At 55.2% G+C, this 21,477-nt stretch carries 15 protein-coding genes; 10 read left to right on the top strand and 5 right to left on the bottom strand.

Annotated features, from left to right (window positions below):
* Positions 1–37: 37 nt before the first annotated feature.
* Complete coding sequence (rcsC, locus tag APU02_RS12190; RefSeq protein ID WP_060570135.1) at positions 38–2,884, bottom strand: two-component system sensor histidine kinase RcsC; 2,847 nt, start codon at positions 2,882–2,884, stop codon at positions 38–40.
* Positions 2,885–3,057: 173 nt separating this feature from the next.
* Between rcsC and atoS the strand changes: the two genes are divergently transcribed.
* From atoS to APU02_RS12160, 6 genes are all read left to right on the top strand, one after another.
* Entirely contained in the window at positions 3,058–4,884 is a 1,827-nt protein-coding gene (atoS, locus tag APU02_RS12185) for a two-component system sensor histidine kinase AtoS (RefSeq protein WP_060570134.1), read from the top strand.
* The gene (gene atoC, locus APU02_RS12180) at positions 4,881–6,266 is read left to right on the top strand and encodes an acetoacetate metabolism transcriptional regulator AtoC (protein ID WP_060570133.1); all 1,386 of its coding nucleotides are present in this window, start codon (positions 4,881–4,883) and stop codon (positions 6,264–6,266) included. The genes atoS and atoC overlap by 4 nt, the downstream gene beginning before the upstream one ends.
* A 197-nt stretch (positions 6,267–6,463) precedes the next feature.
* On the top strand, positions 6,464–7,126 hold the full coding sequence (gene atoD / locus APU02_RS12175; RefSeq protein WP_060570132.1) for an acetate CoA-transferase subunit alpha: 663 nt from the start codon (positions 6,464–6,466) through the stop codon (positions 7,124–7,126).
* Positions 7,126–7,776 carry a 3-oxoacid CoA-transferase subunit B gene (locus APU02_RS12170; protein WP_042290586.1) on the top strand — a complete coding sequence of 217 codons (651 nt, stop codon included), beginning with the start codon at positions 7,126–7,128 and terminating at the stop codon, positions 7,774–7,776. The genes atoD and APU02_RS12170 overlap by 1 nt, the downstream gene beginning before the upstream one ends.
* Positions 7,773–9,095 (top strand): TIGR00366 family protein, encoded by a 1,323-nt coding sequence (locus APU02_RS12165; RefSeq protein ID WP_060570131.1) that lies wholly within the window; start codon positions 7,773–7,775, stop codon positions 9,093–9,095. The genes APU02_RS12170 and APU02_RS12165 overlap by 4 nt, the downstream gene beginning before the upstream one ends.
* 29 nt (positions 9,096–9,124) lie before the next feature.
* Positions 9,125–10,309: an acetyl-CoA C-acetyltransferase gene (locus APU02_RS12160; protein ID WP_060570130.1), complete on the top strand. Its 1,185-nt coding sequence runs from the start codon at positions 9,125–9,127 to the stop codon at positions 10,307–10,309.
* Between the two features lie 50 nt (positions 10,310–10,359).
* On the opposite strand, the gene gyrA is transcribed toward APU02_RS12160, so the two are convergent.
* Positions 10,360–12,996 carry a DNA topoisomerase (ATP-hydrolyzing) subunit A gene (gene gyrA / locus APU02_RS12155; protein WP_060570129.1) on the bottom strand — a complete coding sequence of 879 codons (2,637 nt, stop codon included), beginning with the start codon at positions 12,994–12,996 and terminating at the stop codon, positions 10,360–10,362.
* Positions 12,997–13,189: 193 nt separating this feature from the next.
* Here gyrA and ubiG point away from each other — a divergent pair, with 193 nt between their 5' ends.
* The 4 genes from ubiG to yfaE all read left to right on the top strand — a co-directional run bounded on the left by ubiG (position 13,190) and on the right by yfaE (position 18,088).
* Positions 13,190–13,918, top strand: coding sequence for a bifunctional 2-polyprenyl-6-hydroxyphenol methylase/3-demethylubiquinol 3-O-methyltransferase UbiG (gene ubiG / locus APU02_RS12150; protein ID WP_042290598.1), 729 nt, complete (start codon positions 13,190–13,192; stop codon positions 13,916–13,918).
* A 389-nt stretch (positions 13,919–14,307) separates the two neighbouring features.
* Positions 14,308–16,593 carry a class 1a ribonucleoside-diphosphate reductase subunit alpha gene (nrdA, locus tag APU02_RS12145; RefSeq protein ID WP_060570128.1) on the top strand — a complete coding sequence of 762 codons (2,286 nt, stop codon included), beginning with the start codon at positions 14,308–14,310 and terminating at the stop codon, positions 16,591–16,593.
* A 110-nt stretch (positions 16,594–16,703) separates the two neighbouring features.
* Complete coding sequence (nrdB, locus tag APU02_RS12140) at positions 16,704–17,834, top strand: class Ia ribonucleoside-diphosphate reductase subunit beta (RefSeq protein WP_042290603.1); 1,131 nt, start codon at positions 16,704–16,706, stop codon at positions 17,832–17,834.
* Positions 17,834–18,088 carry a class I ribonucleotide reductase maintenance protein YfaE gene (gene yfaE, locus APU02_RS12135; protein ID WP_042290605.1) on the top strand — a complete coding sequence of 85 codons (255 nt, stop codon included), beginning with the start codon at positions 17,834–17,836 and terminating at the stop codon, positions 18,086–18,088. Before nrdB ends, yfaE begins: the two co-directional genes overlap by 1 nt.
* Before the next feature lie 6 nt (positions 18,089–18,094).
* Here yfaE and inaA read toward each other — a convergent pair whose 3' ends face one another.
* The 3 genes from inaA to glpT form a co-directional block, all read right to left on the bottom strand.
* A complete protein-coding gene (inaA, locus tag APU02_RS12130) occupies positions 18,095–18,745 on the bottom strand; it encodes a lipopolysaccharide kinase InaA (RefSeq protein ID WP_060570127.1) in 651 nt (216 codons plus the stop codon).
* A 200-nt stretch (positions 18,746–18,945) separates the two neighbouring features.
* Positions 18,946–20,022: a glycerophosphodiester phosphodiesterase gene (gene glpQ, locus APU02_RS12125; RefSeq protein WP_060570126.1), complete on the bottom strand. Its 1,077-nt coding sequence runs from the start codon at positions 20,020–20,022 to the stop codon at positions 18,946–18,948.
* Between the two features lie 4 nt (positions 20,023–20,026).
* Positions 20,027–21,385, bottom strand: a complete 1,359-nt coding sequence (glpT, locus tag APU02_RS12120) for a glycerol-3-phosphate transporter (protein ID WP_042290613.1) — start codon at positions 21,383–21,385, stop codon at positions 20,027–20,029.
* Between the last annotated feature and the right edge of the window lie 92 nt (positions 21,386–21,477).

Raw genomic sequence — 21,477 nt, 5'->3', positions numbered from 1 at the left:
CAAAATGCCGGATAGCGCTACGCTTATCCGGCATTTTTTATGTCCGCGTTTTGCGCACCCGTTCGGCATAGACCGCAAGGGTTTGTTTCAGCACGTCCAGCGTCACCGGCTTAGACAAACAGCTGTCCATGCCCGATTCCAGGCAGCGCTGCTTCTCTTCCGCCAGCGCGTTCGCCGTCACCCCGACCACCGGCAGCGTCAGGCCAAGCTGACGAATACGTTGGGTCAGACGGTAACCGTCCATATTCGGCATGTTGACGTCGCTCAGCACAATATCAATGTGGTTTTTGCTCAACACATTCAGCGCATCCACACCGTCATTGGCCGTTTTGCACTGATAGCCCAGCGATCCCAACTGATCGGCCAGCAGGCGACGGTTGATCGGATGATCGTCCACCACCAGGATCATCATATCGTCATTGGCGATCGCCACCTTTTCTGGCGCTGGTAACGAGGCTGTCAGTTCTTCATTGTCCAGCTCGACGCTGTAGATACGGGCCAGCAGCGCGGGCAGTTCATGCGGGGAGGCCACGCTGTGCACCCATTCCCCCGGCGCTCTTTCGAGCGGAATACCAATGTGACGACGGCAGAACATCACCGCCGCTCTTCCCTGCCACGGCTGCTCCAGCGCATCGTCGGTGATCAGCAGGTCGTCGACGGCGGGCGTCTGACCTTCATAACGGATCACGTCCATCCCGCCGCGCGTCAGGCTGTTCTCAACAAAGTGGCACAGCGAGGCGTTCCGCACCGCCAGCCAGCAGCGCGTGTTGACCAGCCCGTCGAGGCTCTTCTTCGCCGGATACTGCGCGCCGTAGAGCGGAATACGCACCGTAAACTGGCTCCCCATCCCCGGCTCTGAATCCACCGAGATATCGCCGTCCATCATGCTGATCAGCTTTTCACAAATCGCCAGCCCCAGCCCGGTTCCCTGGAAATTGCGCTGCACCCCGGTGCCAACCTGGAAGAACGGGTCGAACAGACGCACGACCTCTTTCGCCGGAATACCAACGCCGGTATCGCGCACCCGAATACTCAGATAGTCATGATCACGTTGCACGTGCAGCACAATGCAGCCGATATCGGTGAACTTAATCGCGTTGCTCAGAAGATTGGAGATAACCTGCTGCAACCGCATTGGATCGCCATTCATCGCTACCGGCACGTCCGGCTCGATAAAGCAATAAAGACCGAGTTGCTTGCGCACCACCAGCGGCAAATAGTTGGCGGTGATGTGGCTCATCACCTCACGCGGGGAGAACTCTCGCGGCTCGATTTTCAGTTGCTCGGACTCAATCTTCGAGAAGTCGAGAATATCACTGATAATCTTCAACAACAGGCTGGAAGAGTTATTCATCGCCGTCACCAGGCGATCAACCCCTTTCGGCAACGCCTTGGTTTGCAGGAGATCGAGGTTACCAATGATACCGTACAGCGGGGTGCGCAGTTCATGGCTGACGGTTGCGAGGAACATAGACTTCGACTGGCTTGCCTGCTCCGCCGCCTGCGCCATCTCCTGTAAGGACTCTTCCATTTTGACGCGTGCAGAGACGTCCACCAGCACGCATATCGCCACGTTCTCGTTACGATAGCGGGAATGAACGAAGCTGATTTGCAAATTGGTGTTATTGCTGGTCAACACATCGACAAAATTCACCTGCTGTCCGCAGATGATTTGCGTCAGCCGCTGCCGATCCTCATGGGTGAGCATGTTCAGATAGGTGTGCGCCAGCTCGTTACTGAGAATGTTGACGCCGTCGACGGTACGCAGGATACAGATCCCAACCGGTGCCGAAGCCACAATTTTGCGGTTGAACTGTTCGTGCTCCTCCAGCCGCTGGGCGTCGCTTTCCGCCGGGATAAAAATTCGCCGCTCATACATTCTGGCGAGGGTAAACAGCGCGGCGCCAACCAAAACGTTCAGCAGAATGGCATTCAGAATTAACATCCGAATCCCCTCCAGCACCAGATCGACCGGTACCGAATAGACGATGCTGAGCGAGGAAGGCGGCAGGTTTTTCTTCAGCACCAGCTCACGAAAACCGGGCGTATAGCCAAACCAGGAGCGTTCCTGCATCCAGCGAGGTTCAGCTTTAATGGTGGTTTCCGGCCCCGTCAGTGAGATGAGCGCATGACCATTTTCATCAAGAATGGTCACGCCCATCGGCAGGCTGCCGGGGGTAAAGAAATTTTCCATCCGGATCGCCTGCTCTACGCCCAGCAGGGCCTGCAGCCGGTTAGCCAGATATACGGGCGTCAGCGCGTAAAAGTAGCCGATACCCGGACGCGGCCCCTGCCCCACCCAGTAAAGGTTATTTCCGGAATCATCCTTCGGCGCGCTGCGGTATTTCATGATCCGTTCATGCAGCGTTTTCAGCGCATTGTCGCGCTCAACCGGCATATCGCGCAGGCCAAAATTCGCCATGCACAGATTATCGCTGCCAATCAGAAACACGCGGTTAAGATCGTACGCCGCGGAGAAGTTATCCCGCCAGTAGCGCATAAACCAGGCCAGCGACTCCAGCGATCCGCGCCAGGCGTTGCCCATCGCCGCGCAGTCCGAGTCGGCAAACAAGGGCTCAAAGGTTGGCACGACGGTTTTATCATCGCGGGTGCGTGAAGAAAGTACCCCGTTCTCCGCCGTCAAACGATTCTCGGCAATGTACTTTAGCTCCTTCATCACGTCCGACGTACGCTGAATATAGCGCTGGGCCTGATCGGAACTGAGATTAAACTCCTGACGAATCTCGGACTCCCGCTGATGCAGCGCGTTGACAATGTAGAACACCGAAGCAAAGGCGATTAACAGCCATATCAACAGCGCCAGCGCTCTGAACAGGTAGCGCGAGATTTTCAGGGTTGTACGAAAGGAAGCCAGGTATTTCAAAGGGGCAAAGCTCCGCCTGAGGCGATAAATAGAGTGTGGTTAAGGTAGCGGTAAAAGTGCGATGTCGCAATCCTCACGCCCCTCTTTGCCGGAATATGATACACCGCTGAGAAACCTTTTGCGCAACTGCGGATAATTGGCGTTTACCTGAAAAGGGTAACAGGGATGCCAGAATGCGTTTTTTAAGGGGTTTCTATCCGCGACGCTTGCGCAATCAAATGATTCTGATGGCTATCCTGATGGTCATCGTGCCAACGGTGTCGATTGGTTATATCGTCGAAACCGAAGGACGTTCAGCGGTCTTAGCGGAAAAAGAGAAAAAATTGTCCGCCGTCGTTCATCTGCTCGATCAGGCGCTGGAAGAACGTTTTTTCCACTTCAGCACATTGCCGCGCGATGCACGCATCCAGGCGCTGAATGCGGAACTTGGCCCGATTACCGAGCGAATCACGCAAGCGTTTCCCGGCATCGGCGCGGGCTATTATCACAAAGCACTGGATGCGATCATTACTTATGCCCCTTCCGCGCTGTATCAGAACAATGTTGGCGTGACCATTGCTGCCGATCATCCCGGTCGTGACGTAATGCGTAGCAACACCCCTGTGGTCTTTTCCGGTCGCCAGGTTCGTGGGGATATTCTCAATTCAATGATCCCTATCCGACGAGACGGCGAAGTTCTGGGTTATATCTGGGCCAATGAGCTCACAGAAGATATCCGACGTCAGGCTTGGAAGATGGACATGCGCATTATTGCGGTACTGGTGGCGGGGCTGCTCTGCAGTCTGCTGCTGATAGTCCTCTTCTCCCGACGTCTCGGCGCCAATATCGACATCATTACCGATGGTCTGTCGACGCTGGCGCATAAAACGCCCACCCAACTTCCCAATCTCCCCGGCGAACTGGGGCAAATTAGCCGCAGCGTTAACGCACTGGCGCAAACGTTGCGCGAAACCAAAACGCTCAACGATCTGATTATTGAAAACGCCGCCGACGGAGTCATCGCCATTGATCGTCAAGGGGATGTCACCACAATGAACCCTGCGGCAGAAGCCATTACCGGTTATACACTCAGTGAACTTGTCGGTCAGCCCTATGCGACACTCTTCTCCGACCCGCACTTCGCCAGCCCGGTGCTTGATACTTTGGCGCACGGCACAGAACATCTGGCGCAGGAAGTGAGTTTCCCGGCGCGTGACCGTACCATTGAGCTCAGCGTCACCACCAGTCGCATTCATAATGCCAATGGTGAACTGATTGGCGCGTTAGTGATTTTTTCCGACCTGACCGCCCGCAAAGAGTCCCAGCGCCGCCTTGCACAAACCGAACGGCTGGCCACGCTGGGCGAGTTAATGGCCGGCGTGGCGCATGAGGTCCGTAACCCGCTTACCGCTATTCGTGGTTATGTACAGATTATTCGCCAGCAACTCACCCTCCCCGTACACCAGGAATATTTGTCCGTTGTGCTAAAAGAGATTGATTCTATTAATAAAGTGATTCAGCAACTTCTCGATTTTTCCCGACCGAGACAAAGCCAGTGGCAGCGGGTTCAGCTCAACACGTTGATTGAAGAGACGTTAATTCTGGTCAAAACCTCCGGTGTACAGGCGCGGATTGCCTTTAATTGTGAACTTAACCGGGAACTGCCCGCCATCATTGCTGACCGTGAACTATTGAAACAGGTCATCCTCAATATTCTCATCAATGCCGTGCAGGCGATTAACGCGCGCGGTGAAATCCGGATTCGTACCTGGCAATACGCCCCTTCGCAGCAGGCAGTATCGATTGAAGATAACGGCTGCGGGATTGATATCGCGCTACAGAAAAAAATCTTTGATCCGTTCTTCACCACCAAAGCGTCAGGAACCGGTCTTGGACTTGCGCTTAGCCAGCGCATCATCAATGCCCACCAGGGAGACATTCGCATCAGCAGCATGCCGGGATGCGGCGCGACCTTCACCCTCATTTTACCGATTAATCCGCAGGGAAACTTGTTAGTATGAAAACCCGCTACCGAATCCTTATCGTGGATGATGAAGACAACGTTCGTCGTATGCTCACCACCGCGTTTTCCCTTCAGGGACATGAAACCCACTGCGCCAGTAATGGCGAGGAAGCCTTGCAGCAATTTGCCGACGTGCCGCCGGACGTGGTGTTGATGGATATCCGTATGCCGGAAATGAACGGGCTCGACGCATTAAAGGCGATGCGCGCCCGCCAACCACGTATCCCCGTTATTTTGATGACGGCATATGCCGAAGTCGAAACCGCAGTCGAAGCGCTGCGCAGCGGCGCGTTTGACTATGTCATAAAGCCCTTCGACCTTGATGAACTGCATTTATTAATTCAGCGGGCGCTGCAGCTTCAGGCGATGAGGCAAGAGATTCGTCGTCTGCATCAGGCGCTGAGTACCAGTTGGCAATGGGGACATATTCTGACCAACAGTCCGCGAATGATGGATATCTGCAAAGACACCGCCAAAATTGCCATGTCCCAGGCCAATGTGTTGATTAGCGGAGAAAGCGGTACCGGAAAAGAATTGATAGCCCGCGCCATTCACTATAACTCGCGGCGCGCCAACGGTCCGTTTATCAAAATCAACTGTGCCGCGCTGCCAGAGTCACTGCTGGAAAGCGAGTTATTTGGCCATGAGAAAGGGGCCTTTACCGGCGCCCAGTCCCTGCGTCAGGGACTGTTTGAGCGTGCTCATACGGGAACATTGCTTCTGGATGAAATTGGCGAAATGCCGCTAGTGTTGCAGGCAAAATTGTTGCGGATTCTCCAGGAGAGAGAATTCGAACGGGTGGGCGGACATCAGACCATTCAGGTCGATATCCGTATTATTGCCGCCACCAACCGGGACCTTCCGGCAATGGTGAAGGAAGGCGCCTTCCGCGAAGATCTCTTTTACCGGCTAAACGTCATCCATTTGCAGTTGCCTCCGCTGCGCGAGCGGCGGGAGGACATTGCGCTGCTTGCCAACCATTTTCTGCAAAAATTCAGTACTGAAAATCAGCGCGACATTATTGAGATCGACCCCACGGCCATGTCGATGCTGACCGCCTGGCCGTGGCCTGGCAATATACGTGAACTCTCAAACGTTATTGAACGCGCAGTGGTGATGAATACTGGAGCGGTAATTTTTGCCGACGATCTGCCCGCCCCGCTACGCCAGCCGGTAAGCAGCATAGCGGAGGTCAAAACCGCGCAGCCCGGCGAACGAAATTTAAAAGAAGAGATTAAGCGCGAAGAGAAGCGGATCATTATGGAAGTCCTTGAACAACAAGACGGTAACCGCACCCGTGCAGCCCTGATGTTAGGCATTAGCCGCCGCGCCCTGATGTATAAACTTCAGGAGTACGGTATCGATCCTACGGATCTTTAGTCCCGGAATTTGCTATGCAGAATTTTGCACAGTGCGCAATTTTCTGCATAGCTCCGTGCCTCACAGCATACGGAGATTTTGCTATTTTTCTTTTTTATTCAGTCAGTTAATCTCAAAACCCCTCTCCTCCCAACTCTGGCATCCTGTTTGCAATTCCCGCTTCGTACCCAAAATGGAGTATGCAAAAGGGAAACATAATGAAAACAAAACTGATTACCTTACAGGACGCCGCCGAATTCTTTCGTGACGGCATGACCATCATGGTTGGCGGTTTTATGGGGGTTGGCACGCCCCCTCGCCTTATCGACACCCTACTGGAATCCGGCGTCAGGGATTTGACCCTTATCGCCAACGATACCGCTTTTGTCGATACCGGTATCGGCCCTCTGATTGTCAATGGTCGGGTGAAAAAAGTCATTGCCTCGCACATTGGCACTAACCCGGAAACCGGACGGCGAATGATTGCTAAAGAGATGGATGTTCAGTTGGTCCCGCAAGGCACCCTGATTGAACAAATTCGCTGCGGCGGTGCCGGTCTCGGCGGTTTCCTGACCCCTACCGGCGTCGGTACGGTTGTCGAAGAGGGCAAACAAACCCTCACGCTCGACGGTAAGACCTGGCTGCTTGAGCGCCCACTGCGCGCCGATTTAGCGCTGATACGCGCGCATCGGGCCGATCCCCTTGGCAACCTGACCTATCAACTCAGCGCCCGCAATTTTAACCCGCTGATCGCCCTTGCCGCTGACATCACGTTGGTGGAACCCGACGAACTGGTTGCGACAGGCGATCTGCTGCCGGACCACATCGTTACGCCCGGCGCCGTCATTGACTATATCGTCATGCCACAGGAGAGCAAATAATGGATGCGAAACAACGTATTGCGCGCCGTGTGGCGCACGAACTTCGTGATGGCGACATTGTGAACTTAGGTATAGGCCTGCCAACGATGGTCGCCAATTACTTGCCTGCAGATATTCATATCACCCTGCAATCGGAAAATGGATTTCTCGGACTCGGACCGGTGACAACCGCGCATCCGGACCTGGTGAATGCCGGAGGCCAACCTTGCGGAATTTTACCCGGGGCGGCGATGTTCGACAGCGCAATGTCATTCGCGCTAATTCGCGGCGGGCATGTGGATGCCTGCGTGCTTGGCGGCCTTCAGGTTGACGAGCAGGCCAACCTCGCGAACTGGGTGGTGCCGGGCAAAATGGTGCCCGGCATGGGAGGCGCGATGGACCTGGTCACTGGCGCGCGTAAAGTCATTATTGCGATGGAACACTGCGCGAAAGACGGATCGGCGAAAATTCTCCGCCACTGCACGATGCCGCTTACCGCCCAACATGCGGTACATATGCTGGTCACCGAACTGGCGGTATTCCGTTTTACCGATGGCAAAATGTGGTTGTGTGAAATCGCTGAAGACTGCGACCTGCAAACGCTGAGATCGAAAACCGAAGCGCACTTTGACGTGGCCGCCGACTTGTTGATCCAGCGAGGTGATGCATGATTGGCCGTATCTCGCGTTTTATGACGCGCTTCGTCAGTCGCTGGCTTCCCGATCCGCTGATTTTTGCCATGCTGCTGACACTGTTAACGTTTGGCATCGCGCTGTGGCTTACGCCGCAAACGCCGGTCGCCATGGTGCGCTTTTGGGGTGACGGTTTCTGGAATCTGCTGGCGTTCGGCATGCAGATGGCGCTGATTATCGTCACAGGCCACGCGCTGGCCAGCTCGGGTCCGGTGAAAAAGCTGCTGAGGACCGCCGCGTCCGCGGCTAAAACGCCCGCTCAGGGCGTTATGCTGGTCACCTTTTTTGGCTCTGTCGCCTGCGTGATCAACTGGGGCTTCGGCCTGGTGGTAGGCGCCATGTTTGCCAGGGAAGTGGCCCGTCGCGTACCCGGCTCTGACTATCCGCTGCTGATCGCCTGCGCCTATATTGGGTTTCTGACCTGGGGAGGCGGTTTCTCCGGTTCAATGCCCCTGCTGGCGGCGACACCAGGCAATCCGGTCGAACATATTGCCGGGTTAATCCCGGTCAGCGACACCTTGTTCACCGGCTTCAACATCTTCATTACGCTTGGTCTCATTGTGGTCATGCCTTTTATTACTCGCATGATGACGCCGAAACCCTCTGATGTGATCAGCGTTGACCCAAAACTGCTGATGGAAGAGCCTGATTTCCAGAAGACCCTGCCGGCAGATGCGCCACCGTCAGAAAAGCTGGAAGAGAGCCGGATTCTGGCGCTGATCATCGGTGCGCTGGGTATCGCCTATCTCGGGATCTACTTTGCCGAGAAAGGGTTCAACATCACCATTAACACCGTCAATCTCATGTTTATGATTGCCGGTCTGCTGCTGCATAAAACACCGATGGCCTACATGCGCGCCATTAGCGCCGCAGCGCGCAGCACCGCCGGGATTCTGGTGCAGTTCCCGTTTTATGCGGGGATCCAGTTGATGATGGAACACTCCGGACTCGGTGGATTGATCACTGAGTTTTTCATCAACGTCGCCAACAAAGACACGTTCCCGATCATGACCTTTTTTAGCTCTGCACTGATCAACTTCGCGGTGCCGTCAGGGGGTGGTCACTGGGTGATCCAGGGGCCGTTTGTCATACCCGCCGCACAAGCACTGGGTGCCGACCTCGGTAAATCGGTCATGGCTATCGCCTATGGCGAGCAGTGGATGAACATGGCGCAACCGTTCTGGGCGCTGCCCGCTCTGGCTATCGCCGGGCTTGGGGTCCGCGACATCATGGGTTACTGCATCACCGCCCTGCTGTTCTCCGGAATCATTTTTGTTATTGGTTTGACGTTGTTCTGACGGCAACCCTCACGTTTAAGGAACAGAAGATGAAAAATTGTGTCATCGTCAGCGCAGCACGTACCGCTATCGGCAGCTTCAATGGCGCGCTGGCCAATACCAGCGCAATCGAACTGGGGGCGACAGTCATTAAAGCAGCCCTGGAACGCGCACAGCTTGATACTACTCGCGTGGATGAAGTGATTATGGGGAACGTGTTGCAGGCTGGTCTCGGGCAAAACCCGGCCCGTCAGGCGCTGCTAAAAGCGGGGCTAAATGAAACGGTTTGCGGCTTTACCGTCAACAAGGTTTGCGGCTCAGGCCTTAAGAGCGTCGCGCTTGCTGCTCAGGCGATTCAGGCCGGGCAGGCTCAGGCGATTATCGCAGGGGGAATGGAAAACATGAGCCAGGCGCCGTATCTCCTGGATGCAAAGGCCCGCTGGGGTTATCGCCTCGGCGACGGACAGCTTTCTGACGTGATCCTGCGCGATGGCTTACTTTGCGCCACGCACGGCTATCACATGGGAATTACGGCGGAAAACGTGGCCCGCGAATATGGCATCAGCCGCGAAATGCAGGACGAACTGGCGCTGTTCTCTCAGCAGAAGGCGGTTGCCGCGATTAACGCCGGCGCGTTCGAGGCTGAAATCGTCCCTGTTAGCGTCACGTCGCGGAAGAAAACGGCGGTGGTGGAACGCGACGAATTTCCTAAAGCGGACTGTACGGCGGAAGGTCTGGCCGCGCTGCGTCCCGCCTTCGACAAGGCGGGTACGGTAACGGCCGGTAATGCTTCTGGGATCAACGACGGCGCGGCGGCGCTTATCGTCATGGCCGAATCGGCGGCGCTGGCGGCGGGGCTTAAGCCGCTGGCGCGGATCAAAGCCTATGCCAGCGGCGGCGTCGCCCCCGCGTTAATGGGGATGGGCCCCGTTCCCGCCACCCAAAAAGCGTTACAGCAATGTGGACTAGCGCTGTCAGATATTGACTTGATTGAAGCGAATGAAGCCTTTGCCGCGCAATTTTTAGCGGTCGGTAAAACGCTGGGGTTTGATCCGCAAAAAGTCAACGTCAACGGCGGCGCGATTGCGCTGGGCCATCCTATCGGCGCCAGCGGCGCACGTATCCTGGTGACGTTACTGCACGCGCTTTCAGCGAGAGATAAAACGCTGGGACTGGCGACGCTGTGCATTGGCGGCGGGCAGGGAATTGCCATGATCGTAGAAAGGATGAACTAAATAAAAAGGGCCGGAGAATATCCGGCCCTTCGCACTCAGCGGTGAGTCAATTACTCGTCTGCGTCATCCGCCGCATCGTCGTCGGTTTCCGCTTCCGGAGCGATGTCATCATCCCCTTCCGCGACGCTGCCGTCGATAGAATCCAGCTCTTCGTCATCCACCGGTTCAGCAACACGCTGCAGGCCCACGACGTTTTCATCTTCCGCAGTACGGATGAGGATCACGCCCTGGGTGTTACGACCCACCACGCTGATTTCCGACACGCGGGTACGCACCAGCGTACCGGCATCGGTAATCATCATGATCTGGTCACAATCGTCTACCTGCACCGCGCCAACAACGGAACCGTTGCGCTCGGTCACTTTGATAGAGATAACACCCTGTGTCGCACGTGACTTGGTCGGATATTCGTCCGCCGCGGTACGCTTACCGTAACCGTTTTGCGTCACGGTCAGGATCGCGCCTTCGCCACGAGGAATAATCAGCGAAACCACCTTGTCTTCGCCCGCCAGCTTGATGCCGCGCACGCCGGTCGCGGTACGGCCCATCGCACGGACGGCGTCCTCTTTAAAGCGCACCACTTTACCGGCGGCAGAGAACAGCATGACTTCATCGGAACCAGAGGTGAGATCGACGCCAATCAGCTCGTCGCCCTCGTTCAGGTTCACCGCAATGATACCGGCGGAACGCGGGCGGCTGAACTCGGTCAGCGCGGTTTTCTTCACCGTACCGCTGGCGGTCGCCATAAAGACGTTCACGCCCTCTTCGTACTCGCGTACCGGCAGGATAGCGGTGATACGTTCATCAGCTTCTAACGGCAGCAGGTTAACGATCGGTCGACCACGCGCGCCGCGACTCGCTTCCGGTAACTGGTAAACTTTCATCCAGTACAGGCGTCCACGGCTGGAGAAGCAGAGGATGGTGTCGTGGGTGTTGGCCACCAGCAGGCGGTCGATAAAGTCTTCTTCTTTAATGCGTGCCGCTGATTTGCCTTTTCCGCCACGGCGCTGGGCTTCGTAGTCGGTCAACGGCTGATACTTCACGTAACCCTGGTGCGACAGAGTCACCACAACGTCTTCCTGGTTGATCAGGTCTTCGATGTTGATGTCCGCGCTGTTGGCGGTGATTTCGGTGCGACGCGCATCGCCGAACTGATCGCGGATCAGCTCCAGCTCCTCGCGGATCACTTCCATCAGACGATCGGCGCTGCCCAGAATATGCAGCAGTTCAGCGATCTGCTCCAGCAGCTCTTTGTACTCATCGAGCAGTTTTTCATGCTCAAGACCGGTCAGCTTCTGTAAGCGCAGATCCAGAATCGCCTGCGCCTGCTGTTCAGTCAGATAGTACTGACCATCACGCACACCGAATTCCGGTTCCAGCCATTCCGGACGCGCAGCGTCATCGCCCGCACGCTCCAGCATCGCCGCCACGTTGCCCAGATCCCACGGACGCGCGATCAGCGCGGCTTTCGCTTCTGCCGGGGTCGGCGCGCGGCGGATCAGTTCAATGATCGGATCGATGTTCGCCAGCGCAATCGCCAACGCTTCAAGGATATGCGCGCGATCGCGGGCTTTACGCAGTTCGAAAATGGTACGGCGAGTCACCACTTCACGGCGATGGCGCACGAACGCGGAAATGATATCTTTCAGGTTCATGATCTTCGGCTGGCCGTGGTGCAACGCCACCATGTTAATACCGAAGGAGACCTGCAGCTGCGTCTGGGAATAGAGGTTGTTCAGAACCACTTCCCCAACCGCATCGCGTTTCACTTCAATCACAATGCGCATACCGTCTTTATCGGACTCGTCACGCAGTGCGCTGATGCCTTCAACGCGCTTATCTTTTACCAGCTCAGCGATTTTCTCGATCAGGCGCGCTTTATTCACCTGGTACGGGATTTCATGAACGATAATGGTTTCGCGACCGGTTTTCGCGTCCGCTTCCACTTCGGCGCGCGCGCGAATGTACACTTTGCCGCGACCGGTACGGTAGGCTTCTTCAATGCCGCGACGACCATTAATGATCGCCGCAGTCGGGAAGTCCGGACCCGGGATGTGTTCCATCAGCCCTTCAATGCTGATGTCTTCATCGTCGATATAGGCCAGGCACCCGTTGATCACTTCCGTCAGGTTGTGCGGCGGGATGTTGGTCGCCATACCTACCGCGATACCGGACGAACCGTTTACCAGCAGGTTCGGGATCTTCGTTGGCATAACGTCAGGGATTTTCTCCGTGCCGTCATAGTTATCAACGAAATCTACCGTCTCTTTTTCCAGATCGGCCATCAGTTCATGGGCAATCTTCGCCAGACGGATTTCCGTATAACGCATCGCCGCAGCAGAGTCGCCGTCGATAGAACCGAAGTTACCCTGGCCATCCACCAGCATATAGCGCAGCGAAAACGGCTGCGCCATACGAACAATGGTGTTATACACCGCGTAATCGCCGTGAGGATGGTATTTACCGATTACGTCACCAACGACACGGGCAGATTTTTTATAGGCTTTATTCCAGTCATTGCCCAATACGTTCATGGCGTAAAGTACGCGACGGTGTACCGGCTTCAGGCCATCTCGGACATCCGGCAGCGCACGGCCAACAATGACCGACATCGCGTAATCCAGATAAGAGCTTTTCAGCTCCTCCTCAATGTTGACCGGTGTAATTTCTCTCGCAAGGTCGCTCATCTAACCGCTATCCCTCTACTGTATCCCGGATTCAAAGGTCGCAAATTATAACACAACCGCGCTGATTGAGGTAAACCTATCCCCTAAATACTTAAGCTGGCCGCGACCTGCTGTATGACCGGGATCTGCGCTTTATTCAGCGTGAATGCCTGATATACTCATTCGTCATGCCAAATAAGGAGTAATAGCCCCGATGAATGCCGAAAAACAGCCGGTAAACCAGAACGTTGACCACGAAGAAATTGCCAAATTTGAAGCAGTCGCGTCGCGCTGGTGGGATCTGGAAGGCGAATTTAAGCCGCTGCACCGCATTAACCCGCTGCGCCTCGGTTACATCGCGGAGCGTTCCGGGGGTCTGTTTGGGAAAAAGGTGCTCGACGTCGGCTGCGGCGGCGGCATTCTGGCTGAAAGTATGGCCCGCGAAGGCGCCAGCGTTACCGGGCTGGATATGGGCTTCGAGCCGCTGCAGGTGGCAAAACTGCATGCGCTGGAAAGCGGTATTCACGTCGATTACGTGCAGGAAACCGTGGAGGAACACGCGGCGAAGCATGCCGGACAGTATGATGTGGTGACCTGCATGGAGATGCTGGAGCATGTCCCGGATCCGCAGTCGGTGGTTCGCGCCTGCGCACAGTTAGTCAAACCCGGCGGCGAAGTCTTTTTCTCGACGATTAACCGTAACGGTAAGTCCTGGCTGATGGCGGTCGTCGGCGCAGAATACATTCTGCGAATGGTGCCCAAGGGTACGCATGATGTGAAAAAATTTATCAAGCCCGCCGAGCTGTTAGGCTGGGTGGACGAGACAGCCCTGAAAGAACGCCATATCACCGGCCTGCACTATAACCCGCTCACCAACAGCTTCAAGCTGGGCCCGGGCGTTGACGTCAACTACATGGTGCACACCACGGCTAAAGCTGAGTAATCCCGTCGCCGGATGAGACGCTACGGCGTCCTGTCCGGCCTGCGGAAAAAATAAAAATCCGAAAAAATTGTGCCAGGTCATAAGAACTTTCTTCACCTTCGTTGAAGAAATCAGCACTCGATCAAATTATCTATTTTTTTTATGAATTATTGACATCCCCGCCAGGCCTTATAAGACGCGCACTTAGCCTTTCTTACCCTTTTGCAACCTCAATTTAACCTTAAAATCAACTCTTGTACTGAAAAGATTCCCTACTAGAATACTCACCATATAGCGTTTACTTTAACACCCACCCCCTACATATAGTATTTATCCACAGAGTTAGTCACAAGGTGGCGCTGTGGATAATGCGGGGGATATTTTTTCTTTCACGGACAGGTAAAAACCACATGAATCAGAGTCTGCTGGTGACAAAGCGTGATGGTAGTACAGAGCGCATCAATCTCGACAAAATCCATCGGGTTCTGGATTGGGCGGCAGAAGGACTGAACAACGTCTCGATTTCTCAGGTCGAACTGCGCTCCCACATCCAGTTTTATGACGGTATCAAGACATCCGATATCCATGAAACGATCATCAAAGCCGCCGCCGATCTGATCTCCCGCGACGCGCCGGACTACCAGTACCTGGCCGCTCGCCTGGCGATTTTCCATCTGCGTAAAAAAGCCTACGGCGAGTTCGAGCCGCCCGCGCTGTACGACCATGTGGTGAAAATGGTTGAGATGGGCAAATACGACAATCATCTGCTGGAAGACTACACGGAAGAAGAGTTCAAGCAGATGGATTCGTTCATCGTGCACGATCGCGATATGACCTTCTCCTATGCTGCCGTGAAACAGCTGGAAGGCAAATACCTGGTGCAGAACCGCGTCACCGGCGAGATCTACGAGAGCGCCCAGTTCCTGTATATTCTGGTGGCCGCCTGCCTGTTCTCGAACTATCCGCGTGAAACCCGTCTCGATTACGTTAAGCGTTTTTACGATGCCGTTTCTACGTTCAAGATTTCCCTGCCGACGCCAATTATGTCCGGCGTGCGCACCCCGACGCGCCAGTTCAGCTCTTGCGTGCTGATCGAGTGCGGCGACAGCCTGGACTCGATTAACGCGACCTCCAGCGCCATCGTGAAATACGTCTCCCAGCGCGCCGGTATCGGCATCAACGCCGGTCGCATCCGCGCGCTGGGCAGCCCGATTCGCGGCGGCGAAGCGTTCCACACCGGCTGCATCCCGTTCTACAAACACTTCCAGACGGCGGTGAAATCCTGCTCGCAGGGCGGCGTGCGCGGCGGCGCAGCAACCTTGTTCTACCCGATGTGGCATCTGGAAGTCGAAAGCCTGCTGGTGCTGAAAAACAACCGCGGCGTGGAAGGCAACCGCGTGCGTCACATGGACTATGGCGTACAGATCAACAAACTGATGTACACCCGCCTGCTGAAAGGGGAAGAGATCACCCTGTTCAGCCCGTCTGACGTCCCGGGCCTGTATGACGCGTTCTTCGCCGATCAGGATGAGTTCGAACGTCTGTATACCAAATACGAAAAAGACGACAGTATCCGTAAACAGCGCGTAAAAGCGGTAGATCTGTTCTCTCTGATGATGCAGGAACGTGCGTCCACGGGCCGTATCTACATTCAGAACGTTGACCATTGCAACACCCATAGCCCGTTCGACCCGCAGGTCGCGCCGGTACGTCAGTCCAACCTGTGCCTGGAAATCGCCCTGCCCACCAAGCCGCTGATGGACGTTAACGACGAAAACGGCGAAATCGCGCTGTGTACGCTGTCTGCGTTTAACCTCGGCGCGATCAGCAGCCTTGACGAACTGGAAGAGCTGGCGGTGCTGGCGGTTCGCGCCCTCGACGCGCTGCTGGATTACCAGGACTACCCTATCCCGGCCGCGAAACGTGGCGCCATGGGTCGCCGTACGTTGGGTATCGGCGTCATTAACTTCGCCTACTATCTGGCGAAACACGGCGTTCGCTACTCCGACGGCAGCGCCAACAACCTGACGCACAAAACGTTTGAAGCGATCCAGTACTATCTGCTGAAAGCCTCTAACGAACTGGCGATCGAGCAAGGCGCCTGCCCGTGGTTTAACGAGACCACCTATGCGCAGGGCATTCTGCCGATCGATACTTACAAGAAAGACCTCGACGCGATTGCCAACGAGCCGCTGCATCACGACTGGGAAGCGTTGCGTGAATCCATCAAGACCCACGGCCTGCGTAACTCCACGCTCTCTGCGCTGATGCCGTCCGAGACCTCTTCGCAGATCTCGAACGCGACCAACGGTATTGAGCCGCCGCGCGGTTACGTCAGCATTAAAGCGTCGAAGGACGGCATTCTGCGTCAGGTGGTACCGGACTATGAGCATCTGGGCAAGGCCTACGAACTGCTGTGGGAAATGCCGGGTAACGATGGGTATCTGCAGTTAGTTGGCATCATGCAGAAATTTATCGATCAGTCGATTTCGGCTAACACCAACTATGACCCGACACGCTTCCCGTCAGGAAAAGTGCCGATGCAGCAGTTGCTGAAAGACCTGCTCACCGCCTATAAATTCGGCGTCAAGACGCTGTATTATCAGAACACCCGCGATGGTGCGGAAGATGCCCAGGACGATCTGGTGCCATCCATTCAGGACGATGGCTGCGAAAGCGGCGCATGTAAGATCTGATGAAAGATGCCGGGTGGCGCTACGCTTACCCGGCCTACGATTGCACGGTTTGTAGGCCGGATACGGTGCTTGCCCCTATCCGGCGCTCATCCCACAAAGGACTCACTTCAATGGCATACACCACTTTTTCACAGACGAAAAATGACCAGTTGCTGGAACCGATGTTTTTCGGCCAGCCGGTGAACGTTGCGCGTTACGATCAGCAAAAATATGACATCTTCGAAAAGCTGATTGAAAAACAGCTCTCCTTCTTCTGGCGTCCGGAAGAAGTGGACGTTTCCCGCGACCGCATCGACTACCAGGCGCTGCCGGAGCATGAAAAACACATTTTTATCAGCAATCTGAAGTATCAGACGCTACTGGACTCCATTCAGGGACGCAGCCCGAACGTGGCGCTGCTGCCGCTGATCTCCATTCCGGAGCTGGAGACCTGGGTCGAAACCTGGGCGTTTTCAGAAACAATTCACTCCCGCTCTTACACCCATATCATTCGTAATATCGTCAACGATCCGGCGGTGGTGTTTGATGATATCGTGACCAACGAGCAAATTCAGAAACGCGCTGAAGGCATCGCCAGCTATTATGACGAACTGATTGAGATGACCAGCTACTGGCATCTGCTGGGCGAAGGCACGCACACGGTAAATGGCAAAACCGTCACCGTGAACCTGCGTGAACTGAAGAAAAAGCTGTACCTGTGCCTGATGAGCGTTAACGCGCTGGAAGCCATTCGCTTCTACGTCAGCTTTGCCTGCTCGTTCGCCTTCGCCGAGCGCGAACTGATGGAAGGCAACGCCAAAATCATTCGCCTGATTGCCCGCGACGAAGCGCTGCACCTGACTGGCACTCAGCACATGCTGAACCTGCTGCGTTCCGGCAGCGACGATCCGGAAATGGCGGAGATTGCCGAAGAGTGCAAGCAAGAGTGCTATGACCTGTTTGTCCAGGCGGCGCAGCAGGAAAAAGAGTGGGCAGATTATCTGTTCCGCGACGGCTCAATGATCGGTCTGAACAAAGACATTCTTTGCCAGTACGTGGAATATATCACCAACATCCGCATGCAGGCGGTTGGCCTTGATCTCCCCTTCCAGACGCGCTCCAACCCGATCCCGTGGATCAACACCTGGCTGGTGTCGGACAACGTGCAGGTCGCGCCGCAGGAAGTGGAAGTCAGTTCTTACCTGGTCGGTCAGATCGACTCTGAAGTCGATACCGACGATCTGAGCAATTTCCAGCTCTGATGGGACGCGTTACGCTGCGCATCACTGGCACACAGCTGCTGTGCCAGGATGAGCACCCTTCCCTGCTCGCCGCGCTTGAATCGCATAACGTGGAAGTGGAATATCAGTGCCGCGAAGGCTACTGCGGCTCGTGTCGCATCCGTCTGGTCGCCGGTCAGGTTGACTGGCTCACCGAACCGCTGGCCTTTGTGCAGCCTGACGAAATTTTACCCTGCTGTTGCAGGGCAAAAGGCGATATTGAGATTGAGATGTAACGCGTATTACAGCGCGGCATAATACGCTTTAACCGCCTCCCAGTCCGCTTGCGGAATCGGATGCAGGTTTTTCTCTAACTGGGAAAAGTCGTGCTGCGCGGCTTTACGCCGACGAAAGCGGCGACGGCTTTTTTCCAGATCGAGAAATCCGGCTTCCACTTCACCTTCCGTTTTTACGTAGATGTGACGTACATAGCAACAACCGTGCTGACGGTTCACGGCATGCATCTTTTTGAAGGCCAGCGCCACGGCTTTGAGCATGTCCTGCCGCAGATCATCAGGATAGGGCGTTAGCGCATGCTGGTGGTACCAGTCGGCAATGCTGACAAAGCCGCTCATGTCCTCAGTAACAAGTAACGCGCGCCACTCGCCGTTAACTTTCATCGCGTCGCCATATACGATTTTCGGTACGATAACGCCAGCTCGCGCCAGTTCTTTGATCACCGCGATTTCACGCACAATCGTCGGGCGCCCCCACGGATAACGCAGCGAGTAAAATAGATGTTGTGTCATCCGCTTCACGTACAGCCGGGTTCCGTCCCGCTCAATACACTGTACTCCGCTCATGCCTTTGCGTCGGGAGTTAGGTTCTTCCACCCAATCCCCTTCCGTGGCCCACCAGTCATAAAAGGTTGACTGCAGAACGTCCTGCGCCATCTTTCACCATCCGTTATAGTCACGTGGAAAACGATTTAGACAGGAAATATAGATCGCTTACATAAGAAATACTTGAGAAGGTGATGTTCGGTTGCGGACTTCACGCTCGGCTGCGCGGCCAGGAGGGTAAAAATAAAAACTGCACCCGGGTGCGCGAAAAACCGCTTTTGGGTGCAGTGGTAAGGTTGATACGGCGCGGTTTACTCTTTACGCAGGAACACTACCGCTTTATCGGGGAAATCAGTAAACAGCCCGTCAACACCCGCCTGGTTGTAAAGAATGTCATAAAGCTGGTCGACATTCGCGGCGTAGTCCGGCAGTTGATCCGCGCGTACCGTATAAGGATGAACCGTCATCTTATTCTGGTGCGCGTCTTTCACCATGTCAGTCAGGATGATGTTGTCTTTTTTCGACGTCTCATCAATCAGCATATGATAGTCAGGGCCAATGCCATCGGCGTATTCGGCAATCTGCTTCATCGCCCCGGGCTTGAACATCCAGTCATAGCTGTAGTTCACCCATTTTCCGTCCGGCTGTTTTTCCTGAGTCTCATTCCAGTCGGTATACGCAATGAGCTGCACCAGGTTGAGATCCATCCCCATCTTTGGCTCCAGCTCGTTTTTGATGCGCTTGAGTTCCGCGACGTCAAAACTTTGCAGATAAACCTTATCCTGCTTGTCGCTGTAGCCGTACTTTTTCAGCACGTCCAGCGTGGTTGCCGCAATGTCCTTTCCTTCCTGATGGTGGAACCACGGCGCTTTAATTTCCGGATAGATGCCGATGTTTTTGCCGGTAGAGTGATTCAGCCCCTGCACAAACTCGATCTCTTCTTCAAAAGTATGCACGCGGAAATCCGATTTTCCCATCGGGAAACGGCCCGGATAGGTTTGCACCTTCTTGCCGTTTTCCAGGTCGAACCCTTCGGTAAACTTCAGGGATTTGATCTCCTCAAGGGTGAAGTCGATAGCGTAATAGCGTCCGTCTTTCCGCGCGCGATCCGGGAAGCGCTCAGCGACATCAGTGACGCGATCAAGATAGTGGTCATGGAGGACGACCAGCCGGTCGTCCTTCGTCATCACCAGATCCTGCTCCAGGTAATCCGCTCCCTGGGCGTAAGCCATCGCCTTCGCAGGCAGCGTATGCTCCGGCAGATAGCCGCTTGCGCCGCGGTGCGCAATCACCACTTTGTCGTTATCGCTGGCAGCCAGCGCGCTGCTTCCCAGCACCATCCCGCTCATCATCAGCGCCAGGCTCAGATTCTTAAACGTCATTTTCATTACATTAGCCTCCGTTGCGTTTCAGCATCATCTCCTGGTGATGGCGTTTCTCGCCGAACATGACGATAACCAGCAGGATCACCGCCAGAATGCTGCCGCCAATCATCACCATGAAGCCGCCGTCCCAGCCGAAGAAGTCAACGGTGTAACCCACTATCGCGCTCGCCGCCACAGAACCGCCGAGATAGCCAAACAGACCGGTAAAGCCTGCCGCAGTCCCTGCCGCTTTTTTCGGCGCCAGTTCCAGCGCATGCAGACCAATCAACATAACCGGACCGTAAATCAGGAAGCCGATGACGATCATGCAAATCATGTCGACAGTCGGGTTGCCCGCCGGGTTCATCCAGTAGACGATGGTCGCAATGGTCACCAGGGTCATAAAGAATACGCCGGTGGCGCCACGGTTGCCGCGGAACACTTTATCCGACATCCACCCGCACAACAGGGTGCCCGGAATGCCTGCATATTCATACAAGAAATAAGCCCAGGACGATTTATCCAGCGCAAAATGCTTCACTTCCTTCAGATAGGTCGGCGACCAGTCGAGGATGCCGTAGCGCAGCAGATAAACAAAGACGTTAGCGATAGCGATGTACCATAGCAGTTTGTTCGGCAACACGTACTGCATGAAAATCTGCTTCGCGGTCAGCTCTTCTTCCGCTTTTTCGTTGTAGTCGTCCGGATAATCGTTTTTGTACTCTTCGATCGGCGGCAGGCCGCAGGACTGCGGCGTGTCGCGCATCATGGCGAAAGCAAAGAGCGCAACGATGATTGCGCCAAACGCAGGCATATACAGCGCGGCTTTCCAGTCGTTAAACCATGCCATACCAAGCAGGAACAGCAGTGGAGGGATCCCGCCGCCGACGTTATGCGCGCAGTTCCATACCGACACGATTCCGCCGCGCTCTTTCTGCGACCACCAGTGCACCATAGTACGACCACACGGCGGCCACCCCATCCCCTGGAACCAGCCACACAGGAATAACAGGACAAACATAATGGCAATGCTCGATGTCGCCCACGGCACAAAGCCCATGAACAGCATAACCGCCGCCGCGAGAATCAGACCGGCGGGAAGGAAAACGCGCGGATTCGAGCGGTCGGACACCGACCCCATGATGAATTTCGAAAATCCGTAAGCGATGGAAATCCCTGACAGCGCAAAACCGAGATCGCCGCGCGAAAACCCTTGCTCCACCAGATACGGCATGGCCAGCGCAAAGTTCTTGCGCACCAGGTAATACGCGGCATAGCCAAAGAATATCCCCAGGAAAATCTGCCAACGGAGCCGACGATAGGTCGGATCAATCTCCGCTTGCGGCAAGCGCGCTTTATGCGCGGCTGGTTTAAAAATACTCAACATAATGTAGCCTCCGTGGCCCGTCTCTTTATAAGTGGTCAACACCGCAGTTCGTACAAACAACCCCGCTGCTTCCAGTGTGGCCGCGATGTTAA

Source organism: Citrobacter sp. 50677481, assembly GCF_001463265.1.
Classification (GTDB): domain Bacteria; phylum Pseudomonadota; class Gammaproteobacteria; order Enterobacterales; family Enterobacteriaceae; genus Citrobacter_A; species Citrobacter_A sedlakii.
This window is presented reverse-complemented; position numbering and strand designations above follow the sequence as displayed.